This is a genomic window from Micromonospora sp. WMMD729 (assembly GCF_049315225.1).
In the GTDB taxonomy this organism is placed as follows: Bacteria; Actinomycetota; Actinomycetes; order Mycobacteriales; family Micromonosporaceae; genus Micromonospora.
The window spans coordinates 4913577-4939281 of sequence record NZ_CP186059.1 but is presented as its reverse complement, the minus strand read 5'-3'; the positions used below and the strand labels follow the sequence as shown (position 1 = coordinate 4939281).

Sequence of the window (25705 nt, the reverse complement as noted above, 5' to 3'; positions counted from 1 at the left end):
GGCGGCGGTCATTCGGCGTCGAACTGCTCGGCGTACGCGTCGCGCAGCTCGGGCCACCCGAAGTCCTTGGCCTCCGCACCCCGGATGGGGCCGACCGGATCGCCGTCGAGCAGCCGGTCGGCCACGTCCAGGCAGAGGTGCCAGCCGGCGGCGACCATCGGCAGCACGCCCCGGTCCGCGACGGTGTGGCGCAGGGTGAGCCGGGTGCCGTCCCCCGAGGGCGTCAGCTCCCAGCGCAGCAGGTCCTCGCCCCAGGTGTATTCGAGCAGGTGGGGTGGCTCGGCGCGGCGTACCACCGCGGTCTGGTCGGCGGTCGTCTCGCCGTCGACCAGGGTGAGCACGGCGGCGCCGGGGCTGCCGAGGTCACGGTCGGCGAGGAACGGCGCCCACTGCGCGAGCTGGGCCGGGTCGGTCAGCGCGGCCCAGACCGCGGTGGGCGGGTGCCGCAGGTCGCGGACGAACACCAGGGTCGCGCCGCCGTCGGCGTGCTCGGTGTACGCCGTGCCGGGCGGGCTGGGGCGGAACGCGTCGCGGTCCATGTCACTGCTCCTGACTGTCGAGGTGCCGTTGCAGGGCGTCCAGGTGCCGGCTCCACAGCCGGCGGTACGGGTCGAGCCAGCCGTCGACCGCCCGCAGCGGTCCGGAGTCGAGGCGGTAGATCCGCTGCCGGGCGGCCACCCGGCAGGAGACGAAACCGGCCTCGCGCAGCACCCGCAGGTGTTTGGAGACGGCCGGCTGGCTGACGCCGAGCCCGTGGACCAGCTCGTTCACGCTCTGGTCGCGCTCGCGGAGGGCATCGAGGATCCGGCGGCGGGTGGGCTCGGCGAGCACGGTGAACGCGTCGGTGGACACCCGCCCAATATGCCTAGCCAGTCATATGTCTGTCAAGGCATATGACTGTGGCCGCCGTCCCGGAGCGGCACCGGAGGCCGCTATCTATGCTCGGAGCATGGAACTGCGGATCTTCACCGAACCCCAGCAGGGCGCCACGTACGACCAACTGCTCGCGGTGGCCCGGCGCGCCGAGGACGCGGGCTTCGGCGCGTTCTTCCGCTCCGACCACTACCTCAAGATGGGCTCGGTGAGCGGCGACCCCGGCCCCACCGACGCGTGGACCACGCTGGCCGGTCTGGCCCGGGACACCAGCCGCATCCGACTCGGCACGCTGATGACCGCCGCCACGTTCCGGCTGCCCGGCCCGCTGGCGATCACCGTGGCGCAGGTCGACCAGATGAGCGGCGGTCGGGTGGAGCTGGGCATCGGCACCGGCTGGTACGGCGACGAGCACACCGCGTACGGCATCCCGTTCCCGGCCCTGGGCGAGCGGTTCGATCGGCTGGAGGAGCAGCTCGCGGTCATCACCGGCCTCTGGTCCACCCCGGCGGGGGAGCTGTTCAGCCACCCGGGCCGGTACTACCCGGTCAGCGACTCGCCCGCCCTGCCCAAGCCGGTCCAGCAGCCCCGCCCGCCGATCCTGCTCGGCGGAATGGGCCCGAAGCGCACGCCCCGGCTGGCCGCCCGCTACGCCGACGAGTTCAACCTGCCGTTCGCGTCGGCGGCGGATTCGGCGGCGCAGTTCGACCGCGTCCGCGCGGCGTGCGCCGAGATCGGCCGGGACCCGGCGGAGCTGGTCTGGTCCAACGCGCTGGTGCTCTGCTGCGGGCGGAACGACGCCGAGGTGGCCCGCCGGGCCGCCGCCATCGGCCGCGACCCGGACGAGCTGCGGGCCAACGGCCTGGCCGGCACGCCCGACGAGGTGTTGAACACCATCGACCGGTACGCCAAGATCGGCAGCCAGCGGATCTACCTCCAGGTGCTGGACCTGGCCGACCTCGACCACCTCGACCTGGTGGCGAGCGAGGTGCTGGCGAACCTGTGAGTCGTCAGGCGCGGTGCTGCGCGGGCCGGTCCGGCTCGCGCAGCACGGTGTCCAATCGGCCGTCGCGGTCGCTGTCCACATAGGTGATGTCCGGTACGCCGTCACCGTCCACGTCGATCTGCACGACGTCGGCGACGCCGTCACCGTCGAGGTCGGTGACGATCTCGACCGACCCGTCCAGATGCCGCGTCACGATCGACCGCGACCCGCCGCCGGGCTCGCGGGGCGGCGGCCCGGGCGACGGTACGGGCGTCGGCGCGGGAGCGGGAGCGGGCGTCGGCCGGGGACCGGGCGTGGGCGACGGGTGGTTCGGCATCCGGACCTCCGGCGGCGCGCTGGCCGGCTCGACCGCGCTGCCGGTCGGGTCCAGCTCCTCCTCGGACGGGAAGACGTCGCCGCGCGGGGCCGGATCACGGTAGCTGCTCATGGGCGTAGGGTTCCCCGACGACGACGGGAACAACCGTGCCCGATTGTCGGGTGTCCTCGGTGCCCGGTGTGGCGGAAGATGTCGGGACCGACGCCACGGTCATGAAACGGGGGTCCACGGGTGGAATTGCGCCGGAATCGGGGGGCCCGTGCGCTCGCCCTGGCCTGCGTACTCGGTGGGGTGATCCTGCTGGCCTATCCCAGCGACCGCGCCCTGCTACGGACGATCATCGCGCTGGGTGCCATCGCGCTCGGCGCGGTGGCGCTGGTCAGCGCGTTGCGGCCGTTCCGGTTCGGCATCCACGCGGACGGGCTGAGCATTCGGCGGCCCGGCCTGCGCCGGGAGTTCCGCTGGGCCGAGGTCGACACGGTGGTCCTCGACGAGCCGCCCCGCCGGGACGGCTACCCGACGCCGCCGAGGCTGCTGCTGGTGCCCGTGCAGGCGATGCCGCGTGAGCTGGTGACCGCCCGCCACCCGCTCGACGGCCGACCGGCCATCGAACTGCTCGTCCTCGACCAGGTCCGCGAGCAGCCCGAGCAGGTGTCCGAAGCCCTCACCCGGCACGCCGGAGACCGCTTCGTCGACCTGCTCGCCCGGCGGCGTGCCGCCTTCGCCGTTCCGGACATCACGGTCGGTCTGCGCGGCTACGCCATGGACCGGGTCGACCGGTTGCTTCGGCGCGGCCAGGACGCCCTGCTCTCCGGCGACGCGGCGGCCCGGCAGGCGGCACGCGGTGAGATCGAACGTGCCACCGCCGCCGGTCTGCCGCGCGCCCAACGTGGTTACAACTCGGTCCAGGTGGATACGGTGCTAAACGCCCTCCTCGCCGCTCTGAGCGACCAGCAGTCCACCGATCGGGAGACCGCCACGTGACCACCCCGGGACCGAACGCCACGTCGACCGCAGCCCCCGAGGTGCCGCGCCGCAACTGGGCCGGCAACGTCCGGTACGCGGCCCGGGCGTTCCACCGGCCGACCTCCCTCGACGAGGTGCGCCGCCTCGTCGCCGGCAGCCGGCGGGTCCGCGCGCTCGGCACCGGGCACTCCTTCAACCGCTTCGGCGACACCGACGGCGACCTGGTGAGCCTCGCCGGCCTGCCGCCGAGCGTCGAGGTGGACCGTGAGCGCGGACAGGTCACCGTGAGCGGCGCGATGCGCTACGGCGACCTCGCCCGGCAGCTGCACCCCCACGGGTACGCGCTGGCCAACATGGCCTCGCTGCCGCACATCTCGGTCGCCGGCGCGGTGGCCACCGCCACCCACGGCTCCGGTCCCACCCACGGCAACCTGGCCAGCGCCGTCGCCGGCCTGGAGCTGGTCACCGCCGACGGCGACCTGCTGCGCGTCGACCGCGACGACGACACGTTCGCCGGGATGGTGGTGGGGCTCGGCGCTCTCGGCCTGGTCACCCGGGTCACCCTGGACCTGGTGCCGGCCTTCGAGCTGCGCCAGTACGTGCGGCTCGACCTGGACCCGGCCGCGCTGGACGAGGCGCTCGACTCGGCGTACAGCGTGAGTGTCTTCACCGACTGGCGTACGCCGCGCCTGCGGGAGGTGTGGCGCAAGCAGCTCGCGGACCAGCCGCCGCCGGCGGCGGACTGGCTCGGCACCACCGCCGCCGACCAGCCCCGGCACCCGGTGCTCGGGATGCCGCCGGAGAACTGCACCCCGCAGCTCGGCGAGCCGGGACCGTGGCACGAGCGACTGCCGCACTTCAAGCTCGGCTTCACTCCCAGCAGTGGGGACGAGTTGCAGTCCGAGTACCACCTGCCGCGTACCGCCGCCGCTGACGCGCTCGCCGCGCTGGCCGACGTGGCGCACCTGATCGCCCCCGTCCTGCACGTGTGCGAGCTACGGACGGTGGCCGCCGACGAGCTGTGGCTCAGCCCGAACCATCGGCGGGCCAGCTTCGTCGTCCACTTCACCTGGGTGGACGACACCGACGCGGTGCTGCCCGTGCTGGCCGAGGTGGAGGCGCGACTGGCCCCGTTCGACCCGCGCCCGCACTGGGGGAAGGTCTTCGTCACCGACCCGGAGGACCTGTCGGCCCGCTACCCGAAGTACGCCGACTTCACCGCGCTGCTGACCACCCTGGACCTGGCCGCCAAGTTCCACACCGACCAGCTGAACCACTACTTCCCCCGCTGACCGGCCCGGGCCCATTCGCCCGGTGATCATGAAGTTATTGCCTTCCGGCTCGGCGTGTCGGCGCAATAACTTCATGATCAGCGGGAGGAGGAGCGGGAAGCCGCCTCGGTGCGCAGGGTGTTGCGTTGGACGGCTCGGGCGATGTCGCTGGGGGAGACTATGCCTGCCAGGCGGCCGTCGTCGCCGACCACCAGGGCGCGGCCGTCGGCGCACTCGCTGAGGCGGGGGAGCAGGTCGTTGAGCTGTTCACCCGGCTGGGCCAGCACCAGTTCGTCCGCCCGGCAGGCCACTGCCGCCAGGGTGGTCGACGCGCGCCGGTCGGCCGGTACGCCCCGCACCCGGTCCACGGTGACCAGGCCGGTCGGCCGCCCCTGCTCGGTCAGCGGCAGCGCCGAGTGCCGGTACGCGAAGAGGTAGTGGTCGACGAAGTCGGCGACCGTCATGTCCGCCGACGCGGTCTGCGGCTGTGGTGTCATCACGTCGGCGACCCGGATCCCGCGCAGCGCCGTACCGGTGCGGGCCTGCCGTTCCTCGACCCCGGCGGCGCCGATCAGGAACCAGCCGATCAGCGCCAACCACAGGCCGCCGAAACCGATGCCGGACAGGAACTGCCACAACCCGAGGCCGATGAGCAGTACGCCGAGCACCCAGCCGGCCCGCGCGGCGACCACGGACGCCCGGGTCCGGTCGCCGGTGGCCTTCCACACCGCGGCGCGCAGCAGCCGGCCACCGTCCAGCGGCGCGGCCGGCAGCACGTTGAAGACCGCCAGCAGCACGTTGATGCCGGCCAGCCACGCGATCGCGCCGAAGAGCAGCCCACCCTGCCCGGCCAGCGCGAACAGCAGCGCGATGACGCCGAAGAACGCCCCGAGCAGCAGACTGACCAGCGGGCCGACGCCGGCGATGCGCAACTCGGCACCGGGGTCGCGCGGCTCGCCCTTCAACTCGGCGACCCCACCGAACAACCACAGCGTGATCCCGTCGACGGTCAGCCCGTTGCGCTTGGCCACCACGGCGTGCGACACCTCGTGGGCGAGCAGGCCGACGAAGAAGACCACCGCCGCGGCCAGTCCGGCAAGGGTGTACGCGACGGGCGAGCGGTCCGGGTACGAGCGGGGAAACTGGTTGGCGGCCAGTCCCCACGCGATCAGCGCGAAGATGACCAGCACGCTCCAGTTGACGCCGACCGGCACCCCTGCGATCCGACCGATCCGGAAACTCGCCCTCATCCCGGGCTCATACCCACGGTCGGCCGAGCCATGCGACACGCCGTGCCGAGGTCGTCGGTCGAAGTATGCAACGGATAGAGTCAGAGTATGACTCGCCGGATCACCATCAGCCTGCCCGACGACGTGGCCGCGTACGTGGAGCGTACGCAAGGCAACACCTCGGGCTTCATCGCCGGGATCTTGCGCCGCAAGATGCGCGCCGACGTCCTCCGGGCCCGGTGGGCGCGGCTCGGCTACGTGGTCACCGACGAGGACGTCGAGCGGACCCGGTCTCACCTCGCTACCCTGACGCCGATCTCCGACGAGCAGCACGCGCGCAACGCCGAGTGGCTCCGTCAGTTCGACCAGGACGGATCGGCCGCCGCGTGAATGGCCTGGTCTTGGACACGTCCGCCCTGCTCGCGTACGCCTCCGGCACCAGCGTCGAACCGGGGGCGATCCTGACCCTCGCCGAGGAGGACCCGGCGCAGGAGGTGTGGATCCCGGCTCTCTGCCTGGGGCAGGCGCAGCTCGAGGTGGCCGGCACGCCCGCCGCTCACCTCCTCGACCTGCTCCTGAGCGAGGAACGGGAGATCAAGGTCGCGGTGTACGACGCGCCGACCAGTCGCCGCGTGGCCCGGATCGCGGCACGGTTCGCCGTGCCGTTGGACGTCGCGCACGCCGTGGCGACCGCTGTGCTGTACCGCTGCTACCTGGTCACGCGTGAGCCCAAGCGGGTCGCGCCAGCGGCACCGCCGGACCTGGAAATCCTCGACATCTCGCTCGACTGGAGCTGAATTCCCAGCGTTCGGTTGGTCATTCGGCGCGGCTCTGACGCCTCAACGGCGCGGTGTCTCGCTGGCGATTGTCGCCTCGCGGGGGAGTGCCGCCGCTCGCATCGCCCAGTCCAGCGCGTAGTCGGCGATCTTCTCCCAGCCGGGCGCCCCGACCGTGAAGTGCGACCGGTCGGGAAACTCCTCGTACGCGGTCAGTGCGCGGGACTTCTGGTAGAGCCCGGCGTTGGCGCGGACCACCGACGCCGGCACCACGTGGTCCTGCCCGCCGGCCATCAGCAGCAGCGGCGCCCGGTCGATGCGCCCGGTGTCGACGCGGGCGGGTGAGCGCGGGTCGACGTTGGCGAACGCGCCCTCGAAGAACACCCGGCCCGCTCCGGGGACCGCGTACCGCTGCCAGGCCCGGTCGGACTCCTCGCGGCTCAGCGTGTTGCCGAAGGTGTAGGCGAAGTCGTCCGGGGTGAACGGGACGGCCTTGCCACGGTTGGCCGGGCTGCGCAGGATCGGGAAGCCGGAGCGCAACTGGCTCAACGGCACCTTGAGCACGCCCTTGATCGCCGCCGGGTGCACACCCACCACCGCCGCGCCGAGGCCCCGGTCGGCGAGGACCTGCGCGAAGAGCCCACCGAACGAGTGGCCCATGATGATCGGTGGGCGGGGGAGCGCCCGGATGATCCGGTCGTAGTGAGCGACGATCGTGGCCATGCTCTGCTCGGCGATCGGGCTGGGGTCGTCGCGCAACTGCTCCACCGAGCGGTCCATGCCGGGCCAGGCGGGAGCGATGACGTGCATGCCGCGCTCGGTGAAGCGATCGGCCCACCCCTCCCAACTCCGTGGGGTCATCCAGAGCCCGTGGATCAGCACGACCGTGTCGACCTGGCCCTGCGGCGTGGCACCCATCGCGTCCTCCCGGTGTCGCGGCGTCCGGCGGCGCGCTTACCCACTGCCGCTCTCGGAATGCCTGGTCGGGGGCGAATGTGCCGGTGGGCGTGATGCCTCAGGGGCATCTTGATGACGCAGAGGCATCACGCTCGTCGCGGTCCTCGCCCGCCGGCCCGTCACGCTGCGTGCCTGCCGGGCTCGGAGCCGTGCCGTCCGTGCCCTGACAAATGTCACGGCCGGAACGTGACGGCCGCTTCAGGACTTGCGGTCCGCGACACCCCAGCATTCATTCCATGACCAGTACGCAGCCGGCCGTCGAACTGAGCGGCCTCACCAAGACCTTCGGTACGGTCACCGCGGTCGACGGACTGAGCCTGCGGGTGCAGCCCGGCGAGGTGGTGGCGTTCCTCGGACCCAACGGGGCGGGCAAGACCACCACGATCGACATGTTGCTCGGCCTCGCCCGGCCGGACGCGGGCACGGTGCGCGTTCTCGGCGGCACGGCCGACGAGGCGGTGGCCCGGGGACGGGTCGCCGCAGTACTCCAGACCGGCGGGTTGCTCAAGGACCTGACCGTGGGTGAGACGGTGCGGATGACCGCGCACTTCTACCGGCGTACCCGCCCGGCCGCCGAGGTGCTGGAGCGCGCCGGGATCGCCGACATCGCCGACCGGATCGTCGGGCGGTGCTCGGGCGGTCAGCAACAGCGGCTGCGTTTCGCGCTGGCGCTGCTGCCGGACCCGGACCTGATGGTCCTCGACGAGCCGACCACCGGCATGGACGTCGAGGGCCGGCGGGACTTCTGGCAGGCCCTGCGCCGCGACGCCCGCGACGGCCGGACCGTCATCTTCGCCACCCACTACCTCGACGAGGCGGACGCGTACGCCGATCGGATCGTGCTGGTCCGCCGGGGACGCGTGGTCGCCGACGGCACCACCGCCGAGATCAAGAACCTGGCCGCCGGTCGTACGGTGCGGGCCACCCTGCCCGGCGCAAACCAGGCCGCGCTCGCCGCGCTGCCGGAGGTCGACGCCGTGGAGGTACGCGGCGACAGCGTGCTGGTGCGTACCCGTGACTCGGACGCGATCGCCCGGCACCTGCTCACCCGGACCGCCGCTCGGGACGTCGAGATCACCTCCCGCAACCTCGAGGACGCCTTCCTCGCCCTGACCACCGAGCCGATCGGAGCCTGAAGATGACCACCCTGCCCGCCCCGGCCGTCCTCGGCATCGAGTTGCGCCGGGTGCTGCGCAACCGTCGTACCCTCGCCTTCACGCTGATCATGCCGGGCGTCTTCTTCCTCATCTTCGGTCTGCCGCAGCGCGGGCAGACGCTGGACAACGGCCGGCCCGTGACGGCGTACATCATGATCAGCCTCGCCGTGTACGCGGCGATGGTGGCGACGACCAGCGCGGGTGGCGCGGTCGCCACCGAGCGGGCGTTGGGGTGGAGCCGGCAGCTACGGCTCACCCCGCTGCGCCCGAGCGCGTACGTGGCGATGAAGGTCGCCACCGCGATGACCCTCGGCCTGCTCGCGGTCGTCGTGGAGTTCCTGGTGGGCGCCGTGGCCGGCGTCCGCCTCCCGCTGGACGTCTGGCTGCTGGCCGGGCTGGCCGCCTGGATCGGCTCGCTGGTGTTCGCCGCGTTCGGTCTGTTCATCGGCTACCTCGTGCCGGCCGAGAACGTCATGCAGTTCCTCGGGCCGATCCTGGCGGTGCTGGCCATGTTCGGTGGGCTGTTCGTGCCGGTCGAGGTGTTGCCGCACGTGCTCCAGCAGGTAGCGACCTTCACCCCGGTGTACGGCATGGGTGAGCTGGCCCGCGCCCCGCTGACCGGCGACGGCGTGAGCATGGCCGCGGTGGCGAACGTCGTCGTCTGGACCCTGGCCTTCGCCGTCGGCGCGACCCGGCTGTTCCGCCGGGACACCGCGCGGGTCTGAGCGTCCCGACCGCTAGCGTGGACACGATGGACCTCCCGACGGGGCAGCCCCGGCCGATGACCCGCCACTGGCGGTACATCGGCTGGCTGCTGGCCGCCGTGTGGCTGTTCTTCCTCAACGTGCCGCTCGCCACCGCGCTGCACCAGCCGGAGCCGTGGCGGCGGGTCGTCGGGGTGACCGCCCTGGTCGTTTTCGGCCTGGGTTACGTGCTGCTGTTCCAGTGGGCCCGCCGGTTGCGCCAGTCGCTGCTGCCGATCCCGGCGGGTCGGGCGCGGCTGGGCCTGCTGCTGTTGCTCGCGGTGGGCGTGGCCAGCATTCCGGGCACCGACGGAGACTGGCTGGCCACGCTGGTCTACGTGGCGGCGGCCGGGGTGTTCCTGCTGCCGGCGGGGGAGGCGGCGGCCACCGTGGCGCTCTGCGCGGTAACGCCGGCGCTGGCGTCCTGGCTGGTGACCGGCTGGGAGGCGGAGAACGGGATCGTCTTCGCGGTGCTGCTCGCCTCGTTCGCCATGTTCGGCGTCTCGCGGCTGGCCCAGCGCAACAGCGAGCTCCAGGCCGCCCAGCAGGAGATCGGCCGGCTCGCGGTCGCCGAGGAGCGGGCCCGCGCCGCGCGCGACCTGCACGACATCCTCGGGCACTCGCTGACCGTGGTGGCGATCAAGGCCGAGCTGGCCGGTCGACTGATCGAGGTAGACACCGACCGGGCCGCCGCCGAGATCGCCGAGGTGGAGAGGCTGGCGCGGGAGGCCCTGGCGGACGTGCGGCAGACCGTCGGGGCGTACCGGGAGGTCACCCTCGCCAGTGAGCTGGCCGGCGCGCGGTCCGCGCTCGCCGCCGCGGGCATCGCGGCCGAGGTGCCGGCCGAGACGCCGGAGCTACCGCGCGAGTGGGACCGGTTGTTCGGGTGGACGGTGCGCGAAGGGGTGACGAACGTGGTCCGGCACAGCGGGGCGCGGTGCTGCACGATCCGGGTGAGCCCGGACGGGGTGGAGGTCGGCGACGACGGTCGGGGACCGTCCACCCCGGATGCCGCCGGGTACGGGCTGGTCGGCCTGCGGGAGCGGGCCCGCCGGTTGGACGCCGTGGTGACCGTGGGTCGGCGCGGCGACGGCACCGGCTTCCTGCTGCGGGTGCACGCCCCGGGGCAGGCCCGGTGAGCGGCGCGTCGCCGTCGATCCGGCTGCTGCTCGCCGACGACCAGGCGCTGGTACGGGGCGCGCTGGCCGCGCTGCTGTCGCTGGAGCCGGACCTGACCGTCGTGGCCGAGGTCGGCCGGGGTGACGAGGTGGTGCCCGAGGCCCTGCGGCACACGCCCGACGTGGCCCTGCTGGACGTCGAGATGCCCGGCCTGGACGGCATCGCCGCCACCGCCGCGCTGCGGGCCGCGCTGCCGTCCTGCCGGGTGCTGGTGGTGACCACGTTCGGTCGGCCCGGTTACCTGCGTCGCGCCATGGAGGCCGGTGCGAACGGGTTCGTGGTCAAGGACACCCCGGCCCGGCAGCTCGCCGACGCCGTCCGCCGGGTGCACGCCGGCCTGCGGGTGGTGGACCCGACGCTGGCTGCGGAGACGCTGGCCACCGGGGCGAGCCCGTTGACCGAGCGGGAGACCGAGGTGCTGCGGGCGGCCCGGGGCGGCGGCGCGGTCGCCGAGTTGGCGAAGGCGCTGCACCTGTCCGAGGGGACGGTGCGTAACCACCTGTCGGCGGCGATCGGCAAGACCGGCGCGCGCAACCGGGCCGCGGCCGTGCGTATCGCCGAGCAGAACGGTTGGCTGCTGGGCGAGTGAGCGGCCCGGCTCAGGCGGTCGGTGGTGGCGTGGGCAGCTTGTCGACGACCACCAGGCTGCTGCCGGGCCGGACCTCGGCGAGCAGTTCCCGCTGACCGCTGCGGGTCACCCGGATGCAGCCGTTGGTGGTGTTCTCGCCCAGCTCGTCGTCGTTGTGCCAGGTGTGCAGGCCGATGTGCGCCCCTCTGAGCCCGGTCGGCACCGCCTCCGGGTCGTCCGGCACCGAGCCGAGGGCGTAGATGTCCACCCCGCCGTAGACCTCCTCGGGTGGCGGGGTGCGGCCCAGGATGAAGGTGCGCCCGAGCGGGGTCTCCTGCCCCGACTGGCCGAGGCTGGTCTCCCACGAGCGCACCGCCTTGCCGGCCCGGTACCAGGTGAGGCGGTGCACCGTGCGCTCGACCACGATCTGGTCGCGTAGCGGCACGGTGTCGAAGCCACCCGGGGGCAGCCAGGCGAGCTTCCGGTTCGCCGACGGCAGCAGGACGGCCGTCCAGCCGGCCCGCCGCTGGGCGATCGGCACGGTCAGCTCGACACCGGCGAGCGTCGGTTCGACGAACGCCAGCGGTCGACCGCCGGGGGCGTCGTACGCGGCGATCCGCCGGGTCGGGTGCACGCCCTCGGTCAGGGGCGTGGTGTCCATCGTGGCCGGGTCGGCGGGGAAGCCCTTGGGCGCGGGGTCGTAGTCGAGCACCGGCAGCCCGTCCGGGGCGGGCGAGGCCGGCGGGACAGACTCCTCCGGGCTCTGGTCGACGCTGCTCGGCGTCGGGTCGGCGACCACCACGTTCTGCTCGTCGGGGGCCGTCGAGCGTGGGGTGAGAGCCTGGCCGACCAGCAGCGCGGCGACCAGCAGCACGGGTACGGCGATCGCGCCGGCGATCCAGCCGGCGCGACGACGGTACGGGGAGATTCGGTCAAACTGCACGAAACTACTCTATGGCGGTGGACGGTCCGGGGCCCCCGGTTCGGCGATACCCGCCGTCCGGAGGCCCCAGGGTCGGTCAGACCCGCGCGCCGATGTGGATGGCCACCGCGTCGTGCGCCGGCACGTTCGCGGCGAACCAGCCGCTACCGTCCACGGTGATCACCGGACCGCTGCACGATCCGTTCGCGTACGTGCCGTGGATGACGTCGCAGTACCGGCCGGCGGGTAGTCCGGTGTAGTACGAGCGGCCGTTGATCGCCGAGTCCTCGTCGTTGACGGTGAGGTAGCCCTTGCCGCTGCGGCTGAACGCGATGTGGTTGTTGCCGTTGTCGTACCAGTTGGCCACGCCCGCGCCCTCGGTGGCGTTGCGGAAGCCGACCATGTTGGCGATCACCGGCCAGCGGTGCTCGCACTCCCAGCCCGAGTAGCAGGTGGTGTTGAGGGTCTTGTTGCCGCTGTCCGAGGGTGGGCCGGCGTCGCGGTTGCTGAAGGTGTAGCTGGACATGACCGTCGGGGACCCGTACGGCCAGGCCAACATGAACGCGTTGGCGAGGGCGTAGATGCCCCGGTCGCGGTAGGTCAGCACACCGCTGGAGTCGCGCTGGGTGTCGTGGTTGTCCACGAACACCGAGGCCGACCCGCTGGGCAGGTGACCCCACCCCTCACCGAAGTTCTTCAGGTACGCGAGCCGCTCGGAGCGGAACACCCGGGCCAGGTCCTTGCCGTAGCGGAACTCGTGCACGTCGCCGTTACCGGTGTACTCGGTCGGCTGGACGGGCTCACCGGCACCGTAGATGACCTCCTGCACGAGGTACGCCGAGCGGGACAGCTTGCCCTTGATAGCGGCGATGTCGGCGGCCGGCATGTGCTTGCTGGCGTCCAGCCGGAAGCCGTCCACGCCGAGCGAAAGCAGGTCGTTGAGGTACGACGCGATCTTCGTACGGACGTAGTCCGACTCGGTCTTCAGGTCGGAGAGGTTGACCAGCTCGCAGTTCTGCACCTCGTACCGGTCGTTGTAGTTGGCGATGTCGTCGCCGCCGTTGCGCCCGCAGTGGTGGAAGTCCTGGGTCTGGTAGATGCCCGGGTAGTCGTAGTGCGAGTACGAGGAGCCGGCCCAGCCGGTGCCGCCGTTGTCCTGGCCGGACATGTGGTTGATGACGGCGTCGACGATCACCTTCACGCCGGCCGCGTGGCAGGTGTTCACCATCGACTGGAACTGGGCCCGGGTGCCCTTGCGGGACTCGATCCGGTAGCTGACCGGCTGGTACGCCATGTACCACTGGTTGCCCCGCACGTGCTCCTGCGGGGGCGAGACCTGCACGTAGCCGTAACCCTTGGGGCCGAGGGTGCTCTGGCACTCGCTGGCGACCGACGGCCAGTTCCACTCGAAGAGCTGGACGATGACCTTCTTCGTGCCGGACGGGCTGGCGACGGCCGGGGGCGCCGTCGCGGTGAGGGGGACCAGCAGGCTGGCGACCAGGCCGAGGGCGAGGATCGCCGAGCTGCGTCGACGGTGGCGCATCGGGACTCCTGTCGGGAGCGGGGCGGGGGTGGTGATGCGGCGGGGGAACGCAGGGCTGCTCGAATCTTGCAACCCATGCTGAAATTTGCCGAAAGGTTACAAGCGTGTTGCAAGGACTGTCAATGCATGGACGTTGATCACTGTCCGGTGGGGCCGCTACACGCGTCCCGACGCGGGTCGGTTCGATCCGGGCCAGAAATTTCCGTCCCCGGGTGATCCGCACGCCCCGCCGGTCCGTACTGGATGGGGGAGCAGGGGTCGGCCGGTGGTACGCCGCCGCGAGACGATCGAGGAGCAGATGGCCCGGGCAAAGCAGAACCAGAAGGCCACCGAGGTCCGGACCAGCACCAGCAGTCGCGGGGTGCGGACCCGGTCCCGCTCGGCGACGATGTTGCTGATCGCGTCGATGCTCGCCGCGTTCTGGGCGGCGACCATGCTGACCGGCGCCGGTCAGATGGCGTACGCGTACGGCTTCTTCTTCACCGAGTTCTTCGCGGGCGTGGTCGCCCTGGTGTCGCTGAGTCTCACCGTGATGCTGGGACTGCTCGCCACCGACCGGCTGGTGCTGAACATCTCGCACCGCGTGCTGATGCAGTCCGCGCACCGGGCCACCGGCGTCCTGGGTACGGCCGGACTGGTCTTCCACGTGCTCACCAAGATCGCCACCGGTCGGGCCGCGGCGAGCGACTCGCTCGTCCCGTTCATCGGCGGCCGAGGGCTCTACGTCGGCCTCGGCACGGTGGCCGCCCTGCTCATGGTCAGCGTGATCTGGACCGGCATCATCCGGGCCCGCTTCGCCGGCGTCGGTCCGAAGTGGCTGTGGCGCACGCTGCACTCGGCCGCCTACGTTTCCTGGCCGTTCGCGCTCGTGCACGGCCTCAACGCCGGCCGGGCCGCGGCGTCCTGGGTGGTCCTCAGCTACCTCGCCTGCGTCCTGCTGGTCGTGTTGGCCCTGCTGGTCCGGCTCTCGGTCACCATCGGCCGGCGCAGCCGCGAGCAGCACCAGGCCGCCGTGCGCAACGCGGCGCTGGCCGGGCGGGGCACCGACGAGGGTCGCGGGCGGGCGCTGCTGGCCGGGCTGGGTCGCCGCCGCGAGAAGAGCGAGGACAAGCGCCCGGCCTGGGCGGAGGCCACCACCGCCACCTGGACCGCGCCGACCGGCCCCCGGCGGCGGGACCCCGAACGGTTCACCGTTCCGGTGGTGCCCGAGCCCGGCTCGCTGGTCGAGCCGACCCGACCCAGCCGGCGTCGGCGGGACGAGGAGCCCGCCGCCCGGCAGGACCGCCGCGAAGAGATGGAGACGACGGCGACCCGCCGCTCCGCCCGCCGCAGCGCCGAGGAGGAGACGGCGCCGGTGACCCGGCGGCGCGCCTCGCGCAGCCGCGACCGGGACGAGGAGACCACCCAGACCGGGCGGCGGCGTGCCGAGGAGCCGGTGGCCGAGCGGAGCGGTCGCCGGTCCCGCACCGAGGAGGAGGGCACCCGGTACTCGGCCCCGCCCCGGCGGGCCGCCGACGAGCCCGAGGAGCCGTGGGACAGCCCGCGCCGTTGGCAGGCCGCCGAGCCGATCTCGGCCGGCCCGGTCTCCGCCGAGCCGATCTCCAGCGGCCCGATCTCCAGCGGCCCGATCTCCAGCGGTCCCATCTCGGCCGCCCCGCGCAGCGGCAGCGGCCGGCACAGCGCCGAGGACGACCTGCCGGAGGAGCCGGACTACTGGCGCCCGCCGGCCCGGTACGTCCCCGAGGACGTGCCGCCCGTCGACGACACCCCGACCCTGGTCGACCTGGCGTCACGGCGCGCCAAGCGGGCCGCCGGCGAGGGCCGGTCCAAGCGCCGCAAGGCCAGCGCGGACGCCGTGGACGGGGCGTACTGGGCCGGATTGCGGGGTGAGGCCAAGTGATGCGGACGACCGTCCCACCGGTGGCCTGCGTCGGTGAGCCTCGGCTGACCGCCGGCTTCGCCGAGTTCGGACGCCTCGACCTGGCCGCACACGAGGAGGTGCACGGCCCGATCGGCCCGATGGAGCCGGCGCAGCTGCTGCGGCTCGCCGAGGGCATGCAGCTCAAGGGCAAGGGCGGCGCGGGCTTCCCGTTCGCCCGCAAGATGCGCGCCGTGCTGGAGTCCTGCGAGCGGCAGGACCTCTCCGCCGTGGTCGTGGTCAACGCCACCGAGGGGGAGCCGGCGAGCTGGAAGGACAAGGTGCTGCTCACCCGCGCCCCGCACCTGATCCTCGACGGCGCGGCGTTGGCGGCGTACGCGCTGGACGCCGACGAGATCGTCATCGGTGTGGCGGACGACGGGGTCGGTCGGGACTCGCTGATGGAGGCCCTCGACGAGCGGCGCATGCCGGTGCCGACCACCATCGTCACCGTGCCGCACCGGTTCATCTCCGGCGAGGGCGGTGCCCTGGTCAACGGGATCAACGGGCTGCCGCACATCCCGCCCGGCACCAAGAAGCGTTCCAGCGACTCCGGGGTCAGCGGCCTGCCCACCCTGCTGTCCAACGCCGAGACGTACGCCCAGCTCGCGGTCGGCGCGCGACTCGGCCCGTACGAGTACGCGGCGCTCGGCACCGACGACGAGCCGGGCACCGTGCTGCTCACGGTGACCGGCGCGGCGGGCCGGCCGGCCGTGGTGGAGTGCACCGCCGGCATGCCGCTGCGCGACGTCCTCGACCTGTGCGAGGTCCCGGACGTCCAGGGCATCCTGATGGGCGGCTACCACGGCAAGTGGATCACCGCCGAGGCGGCGGAGAAGGCCGAGGTCTCCCGCAAGGGTCTCGCCGCGGTCGGCGGCACCCTCGGCGCGGGCATCATCATCCCGGTCGGCGTCGACACCTGCCCGCTCGGCGAGGCCGCGCAGGTGGTGCGCTACCTGGCCGGCGAGTCCGCCGGCCAGTGCGGCCCGTGCAAGATGGGCCTGCCGGACCTGGCCCGCGCGGTCGACCTGGCCGTGGCCGGCAGCCAACCGGCCGACGTCGTACGCGCCGCCGCCGGCGAGGTCAAGGGTCGGGGCGCGTGCAGCCACCCGGACGGTACGGCCCGGTTCGCGCTCTCCGCGATCGAGGTGTTCGCCGACGACCTGCGGCTGCACAGCACCGGCGACGGCTGCGGCCGGCGGGTCAAGGGCGTCATGGGGTTGCCCGGCGCGCCCGACCCCAACCCGCAGAAGCTCACCCTGGACTGGTCCCGTTGCGACGGGCACGGCCTCTGCGCGCACGTGGTGCCGGACTTCATCCGGCTCGACGCCAACGGCTACCCCGCCTTCCCGGCCACGCCGGTGCCGACCTGGCTGCGCGAGGGCGCCCTCAAGGCCGTCAAGGTCTGCCCGGAACTCGCCCTGCGTCTCGCCAAGGCCGAGTAGGGAAAGGCACTGACCAGCACACCTGCCGAACGGAGCTGCGGATGCGCAAGCGGATCGGGCGGACAGCGGCGGCGTACCCGCCCCGGGTCGCCATCGTGGGGGCGCTCGTCGCCGCCCTGCTCGCCACGGCGGCCTGCACCGGCACGATGCCGCCCGACGCTGCCGCCGCCGGGGCCGCGCCGACCTCGACCAGCGCCCCGACCCCCTCGGCAACCCCCTCGGCCGGCGCCTCGTCGACCCCGGCGGCCCCGGTCCCGGACACCCTGCGCTTCACCGGTACGACCCTCACCGGCAGCGCCTTCGACGCGACGCGACTGGCCGGCCGGCCGGTGGTGCTCTGGTTCTGGGCGCCGTGGTGCGCCACCTGCGCCAGCCAGGCCTGGACGGTGGCCGAGATCGCGCCGAAGTACCGGGACACCGTGCCGATCGTCGGCGTCGCCGGACTGGGCGAGCAGCGCGACATGAAGAACTTCGTCACCGAGTTCGACCTCGGCGACACGCCCCAGATCGACGACCGCAAGGGCGCGCTCTGGAAGCGGTTCAAGGTGACCGAACAGAGCATCTTCGTGATCATCGACCGGGACGGCAAGGTCGTCCACCAGGGCTTCCTGGACGGTGAGTCGCTCACCGCCCGGGTCGCCGCGCTGGCCGGGGCGTGACCGGCCCGCTGCTGCTCGCGCTGACCGCCGGCATGCTCGGCGCGGTCAACCCGTGCGGCTTCGCGTTGCTGCCCGCGTACCTCTCCCTGCTGGTCGCCGGGGCGTCGGACGCCCGCGGTGCGGTCGGCCGCGCGCTCATCGCGGCGGCCGGGCTCACCCTGGGGTACGTGGCGGTCTTCGGCGCGTTCGGTCTGGCGCTCGCGCCGCTGGCCGGCTGGCTGCGGCCCCGGTTGCCGTGGCTGACGGTGGTGCTCGGGCTGCTGTTGGTGGCGGCCGGTTGCTGGCTGCTCGCCGGTCGGCGGCTGCCCGCGCCGGGCTGGACCGCGCGGGCACCCCGGCTGACCCGGTCCTGGCCGTCGATGGCGCTGTTCGGCGCGGCGTACGCGCTGGCCTCGCTCGGCTGCGCCATCGCACCGTTCCTGGCCATCGTGGTGACCAGCCTCCAGGCCGGCTCGACCGGACGCGGGCTGGCGCTGTTCGGCGCGTACGCCCTCGGGATGGGCCTGGTGGTCGCGGTCGCCGCAGTCGGTGTGGCGCTGCTGCGCGATTCGCTGGTGGCCCGGCTGCGCGTCGCCGGTGCGCTGGTGCCCCGGCTCAGTGGCCTGGTGCTGCTGCTCGCCGGCGGCTACGTCGCCTGGTACGGCTGGTACGAGCTACGGCTCGCCGCCGGCCGCCGAGATGCTCTGCACGACCCGGTCATTCTGGTGGCCGCGCAGATCCAGCACGCCCTGTCGAACACCGTGGATCGGGCCGGCCCAGCGGTGCTCCTGGCCACCCTGGCAGCGCTGCTCCTCCTGGCAGCCCGCACCGCACGCTCCCGCCGCCGTCCCGCCCGCGATCTTGCACTTTCTGTCGCCGCAAAAGACGCGGATCGGGGCATCGAGACGACAGAAAGTGCAAGATCGGCGGGGTGAGTCGGTCTGGCTTTGTGGGTCTTGACATCTGGGAGCGATCATCAGAGCCTTCTCTGACAACGTTGTCACCACCGAAGGGCCACCATGCGTATCTCCGAATTCGAGCTGAGCAGGCGGCGGCTGCTCATGCTCGGCGGCGCCATCGGCGCTGGACTCGCCATCGCCCGACCCGCCGCCGCCCAGGCCGCGCCCGCCGCCGTCACGCCACCGACCGCGGCCACCGGCCCGGTTGCCGACACTTACCACGCGCTGCTGCTCGCCCACACCCGGTGGGCCGAGGAGCAGTGGGATCCGGCGATCAACGCGTACCGCCTCGCGGACTTCCGGTTCGCGGTCGTCCTCGGTAACGCGGTCCTGCTCATCTCGCCCGGGTACGACGCGACGGTCGCCGGTGTCGACCGGGACACGCTGCACGCCCGTACCATCGCCACCATTCGCCGGTTCGCGGCCACCAACCGGCTCACCGGCGGCACCGAGTGGGGCCGACAGCTGTTCTGGGACAGCACTTTCGAGCTGTACTTCGTCCTGGCCGCCCGCCTGCTCTGGTCCGACCTGGACGAGGTGACCCGCACCAACGTCGACCGCATCGCCCGTGGGCAGGCCGCGTACGCCCACTCCCTCGGCACGGGTAACGACCCGCTCAGTGGCAGTTGGACGCCGAACGGCCTCACCGGTGGCTTCAGCGGTGACACCAAGCTCGAGGAGATGGGGGTCTACGCCCAGGCGATCGCACCCGGCCTGGCCTGGGCGCCGGACGACCCCGCAGCCACGGCGTGGCGCGAGCGGTTCTCGATGTGGACGCTCAACGCGAGCGGACTCCCGGCGGCCGACCGGGCCAACCCCGCCGTCGTCGACGGGCGGGCGATCGCGGACTGGAACACCGCCCACAACATCCACGACACGTTCCTCGTCGAGAACCACGGCTCCTTCGGCCCGCACTACCAGGAAGAACTGTGGCGCACCGCGGGCCGTACCGCGGCGCACTTCCTGACCGCCGGCCAACCGGTCCCCGAGGCACTCAGCCGGCAACCCAGCGGCGACCAGTTGTGGCGGACCATGCGGCTGCTGGCCAGCGACGCCGGCGAACCCTTCATGCCGATGGTCGCGGACCGCTACCACCTGTACGGCCGAGATGTCCTACCGCTCGCCTTCCTCGCGCAGGTCCAGGGTGACCGGCACGCCGCCCGCGCCGAGGCGGACCTCGCCGAGCGGCTCATGCCGTACCTGAACTACCCGCCGGAGAACCGGCTCACCAAGTTCAGCGGCGAGCCGAAGTACGAGCCCGAAGCCCGGGCCGAGATCGCCATCAGTTACCTCTTCCACGCCTGGCGGGCGGCCAACGGCGGCGTGGTCCAGCCGGTCGCCAGCACCATGTTCTTCGCGGCGGCGGCGGGCACCCGGGACTTCGGGGAGCAGGCCGGGCTGACCGCCCACCAGACCCCGGCCGCCTTCGCCGCGGCGGTCAGCAAGACCGGATTCGTCTCGTTCCAGTGGGCCCCCGCCCACGACAACTGGTTGTTCGACACCCGGGCCGCCTCGCTGCTGCCGAGGCAGTCCGCGCCGGTCCTCGGCCGCACCTCCGCCGCGTACACCGTGGCCCGGGACGGCGTCGACGCCACGGCGACCGTTCTCCGCGTCGCCGGCGGCACCGCCGGATACGTCACGCTGCCCACCGGCACGGTGGTGTACGCCACCACCGGCATCAGTGCCGACGAGGGCGTGCTCACCCTGTTCAACCTGAAGATGCCCGGTGTACCCGGGCTCACCGGCACCCGTACCTTCACCGGCGAACAGGGGTCCGTCACCCTGGCCGGACAATCGGGCGTCGGCGACGGTGGAACGGACCAGCTCAGCTTCGCGCCCCGGTCGGCCAGGTACGTGCGGATGCTCGGCCGATCCGCCGCCAACCAGTACGGCTACTCGCTGTTCGCCTTCGCCGTGCTCGACACCGGTGGGGTCGACCGTGCCGTCGGCCGGCCCACCACGGCGTCGTCCGCCGACCCCGCCTACCCGGCAGCGCGCGCGACCGACGGCAACCCCGCCACCCGCTGGGCGGTCGCCCGGGAGGAACGGGCTCGCGCGGACAGTTGGCTCGCCGTCGACCTCGGCGAGCCGATCGACATCAGCGGCGTACGCCTGGACTGGGAGGCCGCGTACGGCACCCGCTACGTCGTCCAGACCTCTCTGGACGGCACCGACTGGAGCGAGGCGGTGGTGGTGCCGGACAGCCCGACCATCGCGGGCTCCTGGCTGGACATCGACGGACGAGCGGGTCTGGTGGTTCACAACGCCCAGAATCCGATCACCGTGACCGCCACCACCGTCACCCTGTCCAGCGGACCTGCCGCCGGCAGCGCTCGGCTGATCGTCGAGGGGTACGCGGGCACGAGCCGGTCGGCCCTGGCCGCCGCGGCGTCCCGCACCCTGCCGAGCGGTGGTCCGGAGGCGTTGCGGGTGAGTGACGCGGACGGCTACTTGAGCCTGTTCAACCTGTCCGACAACGCCATCACGGCGGCGGCCGTGACGCTGTCGCAGGGCGCCACCCTGCGGCTGTACCACGGCAGTCAGGTCACCGGAGCGGGGACCACGACCTACCAGGTCGACCTCGCCGCCGCGACCGCACGCATCGAGCCGCCCCGGTTCGCCGTGACCGCGGCACACCCGGAGAAGGCGATTCCCGCCGGTACCCGGTTCGAGGTCACCGACTCGCACCAGGTCCGGATCACCGCACCCGCCGGGCAGATCGTGAAGGTGCAGTTGGAGTCAGCGGTCGACGGCGCCCGACAGCGTGTGACGGTTCCCGCCGGACACCGCAAGGACGTCGCGTTCGCGGGTGGAACGGTGACACCGACCAGAGACCTGGCCCGGTCTCGGACGACCTACCCGACGTCACCGCTGCCGGCCGGCATGACCGACCCGTCGGCGGCCGTCGACGGCGACCCGGGGACCGCCTGGCAACCCGGCCCGAACGGCCGAATGGTGATCGACCTCGGATCGCCGCAGGAACTGGCCTCGGTCCGCCTGACCTGGACTCCCGGTCGGCGCCGGCCGATCACGGTATCCACCTCGGTCGACGGGCTCGGCTACCCGACGGTCGCCTCGGTTTCGAAGCCGAAACCCGAGACCACCATCTCGACGACGTCCTCCGCGCGGTACCTGGCGGTCGCGGTCGCCGACTGGCAGCCCGGTGACGCCCGGCTGACCTTCGTAGAGGTGTTCGGAGCCTGAAGGCTCGAACGGCCGGCGGGGCTGGTGCGGATCGCACCAGCCCCGCCCCCGTCGACACATCCGCGATCTTGCACTTTCTGTCGCCGCAAAAGGCGCGGATCGGGGCATCGAGACGACAGAAAGTGCAAGATCGGCGGGGTGAGTGGGTCTAGCGCGGGGTCAGGCGGTCGGTGCCCAGCCGGTCGCGCAGCACCTCGGGGATCAGGACGCTGCCGTCGGCCTGCTGGTACTGCTCCAGGATGGCCGGGAAGAGGCGGCTCGTGGCCAGCGCCGACCCGTTGAGGGTGTGCACGAAGCGGGTCTGCTTGCCACCCGGCTCGCGGTAGCGGATGGCCGCCCGGCGGGCCTGGTAGTCGCCGGCCCAGGAGACCGACGAGACCTCCTTGTACTTGCCGGTGCTCGGCATCCACACCTCGATGTCGAGGGTCTTCTTCATCGACGCGCTGGCGTCACCGGCCGAGAGCAGCGTGCGCTGGTAGTGCAGGCCCAGCCCCTCGACCAGGCTCTCGGCGTGGGCGAGCATCTCCTCCAACGCCGCGTCCGCCTGCTCCGGCAGGGTGAACTGGAAGATCTCCACCTTGTTGAACTGGTGCCCGCGCACCGTGCCGCGCTCGTCCGAGTGCGACCCGGCCGACTCCCGGCGGTAGCACGGCGTGTACGCGAACGCCTTCAACGGCAGCTTCGCGGTCTCCAGGATCTCGTCCTGGTACGCGCCGAGGATCGCCGTCTCCGACGTGGGCAGCAGGAACTGCCCGCGCGGGGCGGACGCGGCGTCCAGGTGGTAGACGTCGTCGTAGAACTTGGGGAACTGGCCGGCGGCGAAGCCGGCCGAGTCGAGCAGCAGGTGCGGCGGGAGCAGGAACTCGTACCCGGCCTTGATGTGCTGGTCCACGAAGTAGTTGAGCAGCGCCCACTCCAGCCGGGCGCCGATCCCCGTGTAGATCCAGAAGCCGGAGCCGCCGAGCTTGACGCCGCGCTCGTAGTCGACCAGACCGAGCGCGCGGGACAGCTCCACGTGGTCGCGGACCTTCTCGATCGCCGGCGGCGCACCGAAGGTCTTGACGACACGGTTCGCCTCCTTGCCGCCGGGGAGGATGTCGTCGGCGGGCAGGTTCGGCAGCTCGCTCATCGCGTCCCGCAGCCGTGCCTGCACCTCGTCCAGCTGGGACTCCAGCTCGGCGAGCTGCTTGCGCTCCGCCTCGGGGGCGGCGACCTGCGGCTCGGTGCCGGCGCGCTTGGCCTGCGCGTACGCCCGGGCCTCGGCCTTGCGGCGCTGCCGCTCGGCGTCGATCTCCGTGATCAGGGCGCGGCGTTCCTGGTCGAGCCGCTGGATCTCGTCCAGGGAACGGGTGACCTCGGCGGGATCCAGTCGCTTCGCCAACGCGGTCGCCACCGCCTCGCGATCCTTCCGGATCAACTCCATGTCGAGCATGCTGCTCCGTACGCCTCCGTCCGGGGTTCACTGGTGAACCATCAGATGTTACCGTCGCGCACGTTTCCACCCGACTACGGGGAGCGCGACCGGTTTCTACAGCCGGATCGGCATCAGCACGGAGAAGGTGTCCTCGTCGTCCGGCCGGCGTACGGCCAGCGGGGCGATCGGCCCGTCCAGCTCCAGCACCAGTTGCGGGCCACCGGCCGCGTCCAGCGCGTCGAGCAGGTACTCGCCGTTCACCCCGAACCGCAGTCCGCCGTCCGCGTCGGCGGGCGGCCCGGGCAGCTCGGCCGGGTGCAGCAGCCGCAGACCGCCCGCGTCGTCGAGGCCCAGGACGGAGACCGCCAGCGGGGTGCCCGCGTACTCGCGGGCCAGCGTGGGAGCGGCCGGGTCGCGCAGCGCGGCACGCAGGGCCACCACGTCCACCGGGATGCGGTACGCGGCCGGCCGCGCGCCGACCGCCTCGCGCAGCAGCCGCCGGTAGTCCGGGAAGTCGTACGGCAGGGCGGTGCCGGTGAGTGTCCGACCGGCCACGGTCACCCGCAGGTCGACGCCGGTCACCGTGAGACGTACCGGCCCGTCGTCGGTGTCCAGCAGCCGGCGCAGCCGGTCGACGAGGTCCACCGGCACCAGCACCCGCGCGGGCGGCCCGTCGACGGCGGCCCCGGCCCGGGCCAGCGCGAGGCGGTGCCGGTCCGTGGCGACCAGCCGTACCCCGTCCGGCTCGACGTCGAGCAGCATCCCGGACAGGGCCGGCAGCTCCGGGTCGACGCCGACGGCGAAGCGCACCGCGTCGAGGGCGGCGGCGAGCTCGGCGGGGGAGAGCAGCAGCGTGGTCGCCACGGCCGGGGCCGGATCGACCAGGGCGCGCAGTCGGGTGATCTCGCGGCGCGCGTCGGCCAGCCCGTCGGCCAGCCGGCGCAGGTGCGCGTCGAGCAGCCGGTGCACCTCGGCCGGCTCGGCGCGGACGGCGGCGGCGATGTCGGGCACCGGCATCCCGACCCGGCGCAGCCCCGCGACCAGCCGGGCCGGGGCGATCTGCTCGTCCGTGTACCAGCGGTAGCCGGTCACCGGGTCGACCAGGGCCGGCGTGAGCACGCCCGCCGAGTCGTAGAAGCGCAGCGCGCTGACGGTCAGGCCGCTGGCCCGGGCCAACTCGCCGATGCTGTGCAGGTCGCTCACCACGTCCGGCATCCTGCCCCCTCGACCTGGTAGAGGGTCAAGCGGCGGGCTCCGTGCCCCGCGTCGCCGCCTCCGCCGCAGGCGGGGCCGCCTCCGGGGCCGGCCGAGCCTGGGCCGCCTCCGGGGCCGGCCGGGCCTGGGCCGCCTCCGGGGCCGGCCGGGCCTGGGCCGCCTCCGCCGCCTCCGGGGCCGGCTGGCCCGGGGCCGCCTCTGCCGCCGGCTCGTCCCGTTTCAGCACCCGGAAGGTGAGCCCGGCGCGGACCAGCCGGTCGAGCAGCGCGTCCCCCATCGCGGTGACCGGGGTGAGCTGGCCGGCGGTCGGCGGCAGGTCGTCGAGCGCCAGGCAGAGCGCCGACTCGGCGAGCATCTTCGCCGTCTCGTCGTAGCCGGGGTCGCCGCCCGCGACCTCGGTGACCACGCGTCGCCCGCCCCCGGTGCCGACGAACCGGACCCGGAACCAGGATGACGCCCGCTGCTGCGCACTGGGCCCCTGCCCGGAGGCGAGCCGCCCGAGCAGCCACCGCCGGGTGGGCGGCACCTTCACCAGGCCGATCAGCGTGCCGAGCCCCACCGCGCCGACGAGCACCGTCGGGAGCCGCTTCAACGCCGCGAAGTGCCGGTAGCGGAAGTCCGGCCCGTACTCCGGGCGGGCCGCGGCCGACCGGCGAACGACCTGCGGGTCGATGGTGGGCAGCGGCACGGCCCAGACGCCCAGCTCCGCCGAGTGGGCCAGCCGGCCGGGCACCGCCCGGACCCGACGGTCGGTGGGACGCGGCTCGACCGCCCGGCGGGCCCGGGCGGCCCGGCTCGCCTCCCCGGTCCGGGCGAACGCGGTGAGCGCGGAGTGGTACGTGCCAGCGGAGAACCGGGCGCCGGCGCGCACGTAACCGTCCACGGTGACCGGTCCGCCCGCCGGCAGCTGCTTGACGGTGAACCAGACGCCCAGGTCGTGCGGTACGGAGTCGAACCCGCAGGCGTGCACCAGGCGGGCGCCCGTGCGGGTCGCCTCGGCGTGATGGCGGACGTACATCAGGTCGACGAACTCCGGCTCGCCGGTGATGTCCAGGTAGTCGGTGCCGGCCCGGGCGCAGGCCGCGACCAGCGGCTCCCCGTGGTGCACGAACGGCCCGACGGTGCTGGCGACCACCCGGGCGCTCTCGGCGACCGCGCGCAGCGACCCGGCGTCGGTCACGTCGGCGGGCAACAGCGGCAGGTCGGCCAGGGCGGGGTCGATCGCGGCGAGCCGGTCCCGGACGGCGGCGAGGCGACCGGGATCGCGCCCGGCCAGCGCCCACCGCAACCCGGGCGGCGCGTGCCGGGCCAGGTACTCGGCCGTCAGCCCGCCGGTGAAGCCGGTCGCGCCGAACAGCACCACGTCGTACGCCCGCTCACCAGTCATTCCCCGAGTCTGCCACCGG

General features: G+C 73.1%; 23 protein-coding genes and 1 pseudogene. 14 read left to right on the top strand and 10 right to left on the bottom strand.

Features of this window, described 5'->3' with window-relative positions:
• Positions 1-8: 8 nt before the first annotated feature.
• Complete coding sequence (locus tag ACN263_RS22530; protein ID WP_422736335.1) at positions 9-539, bottom strand: SRPBCC family protein; 531 nt, start codon at positions 537-539, stop codon at positions 9-11.
• Between the two features lies 1 nt (position 540).
• Positions 541-852, bottom strand: a complete 312-nt coding sequence (locus ACN263_RS22525; RefSeq protein WP_422736334.1) for an ArsR/SmtB family transcription factor — start codon at positions 850-852, stop codon at positions 541-543.
• Between the two features lie 97 nt (positions 853-949).
• On the opposite strand from ACN263_RS22525, the gene ACN263_RS22520 reads away from it, so the two are divergent.
• A complete protein-coding gene (locus ACN263_RS22520) occupies positions 950-1879 on the top strand; it encodes an LLM class F420-dependent oxidoreductase (protein WP_422736333.1) in 930 nt (309 codons plus the stop codon).
• 4 nt (positions 1880-1883) lie between these two features.
• Here ACN263_RS22520 and ACN263_RS22515 read toward each other — a convergent pair whose 3' ends face one another.
• A complete protein-coding gene (locus ACN263_RS22515) occupies positions 1884-2306 on the bottom strand; it encodes a hypothetical protein (RefSeq protein ID WP_422736332.1) in 423 nt (140 codons plus the stop codon).
• Between the two features lie 120 nt (positions 2307-2426).
• Between ACN263_RS22515 and ACN263_RS22510 the strand changes: the two genes are divergently transcribed.
• Entirely contained in the window at positions 2427-3179 is a 753-nt protein-coding gene (locus ACN263_RS22510) for a hypothetical protein (protein ID WP_422736331.1), read from the top strand.
• The gene (locus ACN263_RS22505; protein WP_422736330.1) at positions 3176-4453 is read left to right on the top strand and encodes an FAD-binding protein; all 1278 of its coding nucleotides are present in this window, start codon (positions 3176-3178) and stop codon (positions 4451-4453) included. Before ACN263_RS22510 ends, ACN263_RS22505 begins: the two co-directional genes overlap by 4 nt.
• 77 nt (positions 4454-4530) lie before the next feature.
• Here the strand turns inward: ACN263_RS22505 and ACN263_RS22500 are convergent, their stop codons facing one another.
• Positions 4531-5682 carry a site-2 protease family protein gene (locus tag ACN263_RS22500; RefSeq protein WP_422736329.1) on the bottom strand — a complete coding sequence of 384 codons (1152 nt, stop codon included), beginning with the start codon at positions 5680-5682 and terminating at the stop codon, positions 4531-4533.
• Between the two features lie 87 nt (positions 5683-5769).
• On the opposite strand from ACN263_RS22500, the gene ACN263_RS22495 reads away from it, so the two are divergent.
• Both ACN263_RS22495 and ACN263_RS22490 read left to right on the top strand, forming a co-directional pair.
• Positions 5770-6051, top strand: coding sequence for a hypothetical protein (locus ACN263_RS22495; RefSeq protein ID WP_422736328.1), 282 nt, complete (start codon positions 5770-5772; stop codon positions 6049-6051).
• Positions 6048-6458, top strand: coding sequence for a type II toxin-antitoxin system VapC family toxin (locus tag ACN263_RS22490; protein ID WP_422736327.1), 411 nt, complete (start codon positions 6048-6050; stop codon positions 6456-6458). The genes ACN263_RS22495 and ACN263_RS22490 overlap by 4 nt, the downstream gene beginning before the upstream one ends.
• A 42-nt stretch (positions 6459-6500) precedes the next feature.
• Here ACN263_RS22490 and ACN263_RS22485 read toward each other — a convergent pair whose 3' ends face one another.
• Entirely contained in the window at positions 6501-7355 is an 855-nt protein-coding gene (locus ACN263_RS22485) for an alpha/beta hydrolase (RefSeq protein WP_422736326.1), read from the bottom strand.
• A 275-nt stretch (positions 7356-7630) separates the two neighbouring features.
• On the opposite strand from ACN263_RS22485, the gene ACN263_RS22480 reads away from it, so the two are divergent.
• Genes ACN263_RS22480 through ACN263_RS22465 form a run of 4 tightly spaced genes read left to right on the top strand, consistent with a single transcriptional unit; the run spans position 7631 to position 11062 of the window.
• Positions 7631-8530, top strand: coding sequence for an ABC transporter ATP-binding protein (locus ACN263_RS22480; protein ID WP_422736325.1), 900 nt, complete (start codon positions 7631-7633; stop codon positions 8528-8530).
• A 2-nt stretch (positions 8531-8532) separates the two neighbouring features.
• The gene (locus tag ACN263_RS22475; protein WP_422736324.1) at positions 8533-9276 is read left to right on the top strand and encodes an ABC transporter permease; all 744 of its coding nucleotides are present in this window, start codon (positions 8533-8535) and stop codon (positions 9274-9276) included.
• A gap of 26 nt (positions 9277-9302) precedes the next feature.
• Entirely contained in the window at positions 9303-10433 is a 1131-nt protein-coding gene (locus ACN263_RS22470; protein WP_422736323.1) for a sensor histidine kinase, read from the top strand.
• The gene (locus ACN263_RS22465) at positions 10430-11062 is read left to right on the top strand and encodes a response regulator (RefSeq protein WP_422736322.1); all 633 of its coding nucleotides are present in this window, start codon (positions 10430-10432) and stop codon (positions 11060-11062) included. Before ACN263_RS22470 ends, ACN263_RS22465 begins: the two co-directional genes overlap by 4 nt.
• Positions 11063-11072: 10 nt before the next feature.
• Here ACN263_RS22465 and ACN263_RS22460 read toward each other — a convergent pair whose 3' ends face one another.
• Together ACN263_RS22460 and ACN263_RS22455 are read right to left on the bottom strand one after the other, a co-directional pair.
• On the bottom strand, positions 11073-11984 hold the full coding sequence (locus ACN263_RS22460) for a L,D-transpeptidase (protein ID WP_422736321.1): 912 nt from the start codon (positions 11982-11984) through the stop codon (positions 11073-11075).
• Between the two features lie 76 nt (positions 11985-12060).
• On the bottom strand, positions 12061-13506 hold the full coding sequence (locus ACN263_RS22455; RefSeq protein WP_422736320.1) for an alpha-amylase family glycosyl hydrolase: 1446 nt from the start codon (positions 13504-13506) through the stop codon (positions 12061-12063).
• 265 nt (positions 13507-13771) lie between these two features.
• Between ACN263_RS22455 and ACN263_RS22450 the strand changes: the two genes are divergently transcribed.
• The 5 genes from ACN263_RS22450 to ACN263_RS22430 all read left to right on the top strand — a co-directional run bounded on the left by ACN263_RS22450 (position 13772) and on the right by ACN263_RS22430 (position 21670).
• Positions 13772-15406: a hypothetical protein gene (locus tag ACN263_RS22450; protein ID WP_422736319.1), complete on the top strand. Its 1635-nt coding sequence runs from the start codon at positions 13772-13774 to the stop codon at positions 15404-15406.
• Positions 15403-16869, top strand: coding sequence for an NADH-ubiquinone oxidoreductase-F iron-sulfur binding region domain-containing protein (locus ACN263_RS22445; protein ID WP_422736318.1), 1467 nt, complete (start codon positions 15403-15405; stop codon positions 16867-16869). The genes ACN263_RS22450 and ACN263_RS22445 overlap by 4 nt, the downstream gene beginning before the upstream one ends.
• Before the next feature lie 41 nt (positions 16870-16910).
• Positions 16911-17528 (top strand): TlpA family protein disulfide reductase, encoded by a 618-nt coding sequence (locus tag ACN263_RS22440; protein WP_422736317.1) that lies wholly within the window; start codon positions 16911-16913, stop codon positions 17526-17528.
• Positions 17525-18442, top strand: a complete 918-nt coding sequence (locus tag ACN263_RS22435) for a cytochrome c biogenesis CcdA family protein (protein WP_422736316.1) — start codon at positions 17525-17527, stop codon at positions 18440-18442. The genes ACN263_RS22440 and ACN263_RS22435 overlap by 4 nt, the downstream gene beginning before the upstream one ends.
• Before the next feature lie 84 nt (positions 18443-18526).
• Positions 18527-21670, top strand: coding sequence for a discoidin domain-containing protein (locus ACN263_RS22430; protein WP_422736315.1), 3144 nt, complete (start codon positions 18527-18529; stop codon positions 21668-21670).
• A 148-nt stretch (positions 21671-21818) separates the two neighbouring features.
• Here the strand turns inward: ACN263_RS22430 and serS are convergent, their stop codons facing one another.
• The 3 genes and pseudogenes from serS to ACN263_RS22415 form a co-directional block, all read right to left on the bottom strand.
• Positions 21819-23102: a serine--tRNA ligase gene (gene serS, locus ACN263_RS22425; RefSeq protein ID WP_422736314.1), complete on the bottom strand. Its 1284-nt coding sequence runs from the start codon at positions 23100-23102 to the stop codon at positions 21819-21821.
• Positions 23103-23198: 96 nt separating this feature from the next.
• Positions 23199-24299, bottom strand: a complete 1101-nt coding sequence (locus ACN263_RS22420) for a MerR family transcriptional regulator (protein ID WP_422736313.1) — start codon at positions 24297-24299, stop codon at positions 23199-23201.
• Positions 24300-24522: 223 nt separating this feature from the next.
• Positions 24523-25686, bottom strand: a pseudogene (locus ACN263_RS22415) (saccharopine dehydrogenase family protein); the annotation flags it as partial.
• Positions 25687-25705 lie beyond the last annotated feature (19 nt).

What these genes read in the sequence shown, in the direction of transcription:
- ACN263_RS22530 (WP_422736335.1), bottom strand. Translation starts at nt 539, where the DNA reads ATGGACCGCGACGCGTTCCGCCCCAGCCCGCCCGGCACGGCGTACACC.
- ACN263_RS22520 (WP_422736333.1), top strand. Translation starts at nt 950, where the DNA reads ATGGAACTGCGGATCTTCACCGAACCCCAGCAGGGCGCCACGTACGAC.
- ACN263_RS22515 (WP_422736332.1), bottom strand. Translation starts at nt 2,306, where the DNA reads ATGAGCAGCTACCGTGATCCGGCCCCGCGCGGCGACGTCTTCCCGTCC.
- ACN263_RS22500 (WP_422736329.1), bottom strand. Translation starts at nt 5,682, where the DNA reads ATGAGGGCGAGTTTCCGGATCGGTCGGATCGCAGGGGTGCCGGTCGGC.
- ACN263_RS22495 (WP_422736328.1), top strand. Translation starts at nt 5,770, where the DNA reads ATGACTCGCCGGATCACCATCAGCCTGCCCGACGACGTGGCCGCGTAC.
- ACN263_RS22485 (WP_422736326.1), bottom strand. Translation starts at nt 7,355, where the DNA reads ATGGGTGCCACGCCGCAGGGCCAGGTCGACACGGTCGTGCTGATCCAC.
- ACN263_RS22480 (WP_422736325.1), top strand. Translation starts at nt 7,631, where the DNA reads ATGACCAGTACGCAGCCGGCCGTCGAACTGAGCGGCCTCACCAAGACC.
- ACN263_RS22475 (WP_422736324.1), top strand. Translation starts at nt 8,533, where the DNA reads ATGACCACCCTGCCCGCCCCGGCCGTCCTCGGCATCGAGTTGCGCCGG.
- ACN263_RS22470 (WP_422736323.1), top strand. Translation starts at nt 9,303, where the DNA reads ATGGACCTCCCGACGGGGCAGCCCCGGCCGATGACCCGCCACTGGCGG.
- ACN263_RS22455 (WP_422736320.1), bottom strand. Translation starts at nt 13,506, where the DNA reads ATGCGCCACCGTCGACGCAGCTCGGCGATCCTCGCCCTCGGCCTGGTC.
- ACN263_RS22440 (WP_422736317.1), top strand. Translation starts at nt 16,911, where the DNA reads ATGCGCAAGCGGATCGGGCGGACAGCGGCGGCGTACCCGCCCCGGGTC.
- ACN263_RS22430 (WP_422736315.1), top strand. Translation starts at nt 18,527, where the DNA reads ATGCGTATCTCCGAATTCGAGCTGAGCAGGCGGCGGCTGCTCATGCTC.
- serS (WP_422736314.1), bottom strand. Translation starts at nt 23,102, where the DNA reads ATGCTCGACATGGAGTTGATCCGGAAGGATCGCGAGGCGGTGGCGACC.
- ACN263_RS22420 (WP_422736313.1), bottom strand. Translation starts at nt 24,299, where the DNA reads ATGCCGGACGTGGTGAGCGACCTGCACAGCATCGGCGAGTTGGCCCGG.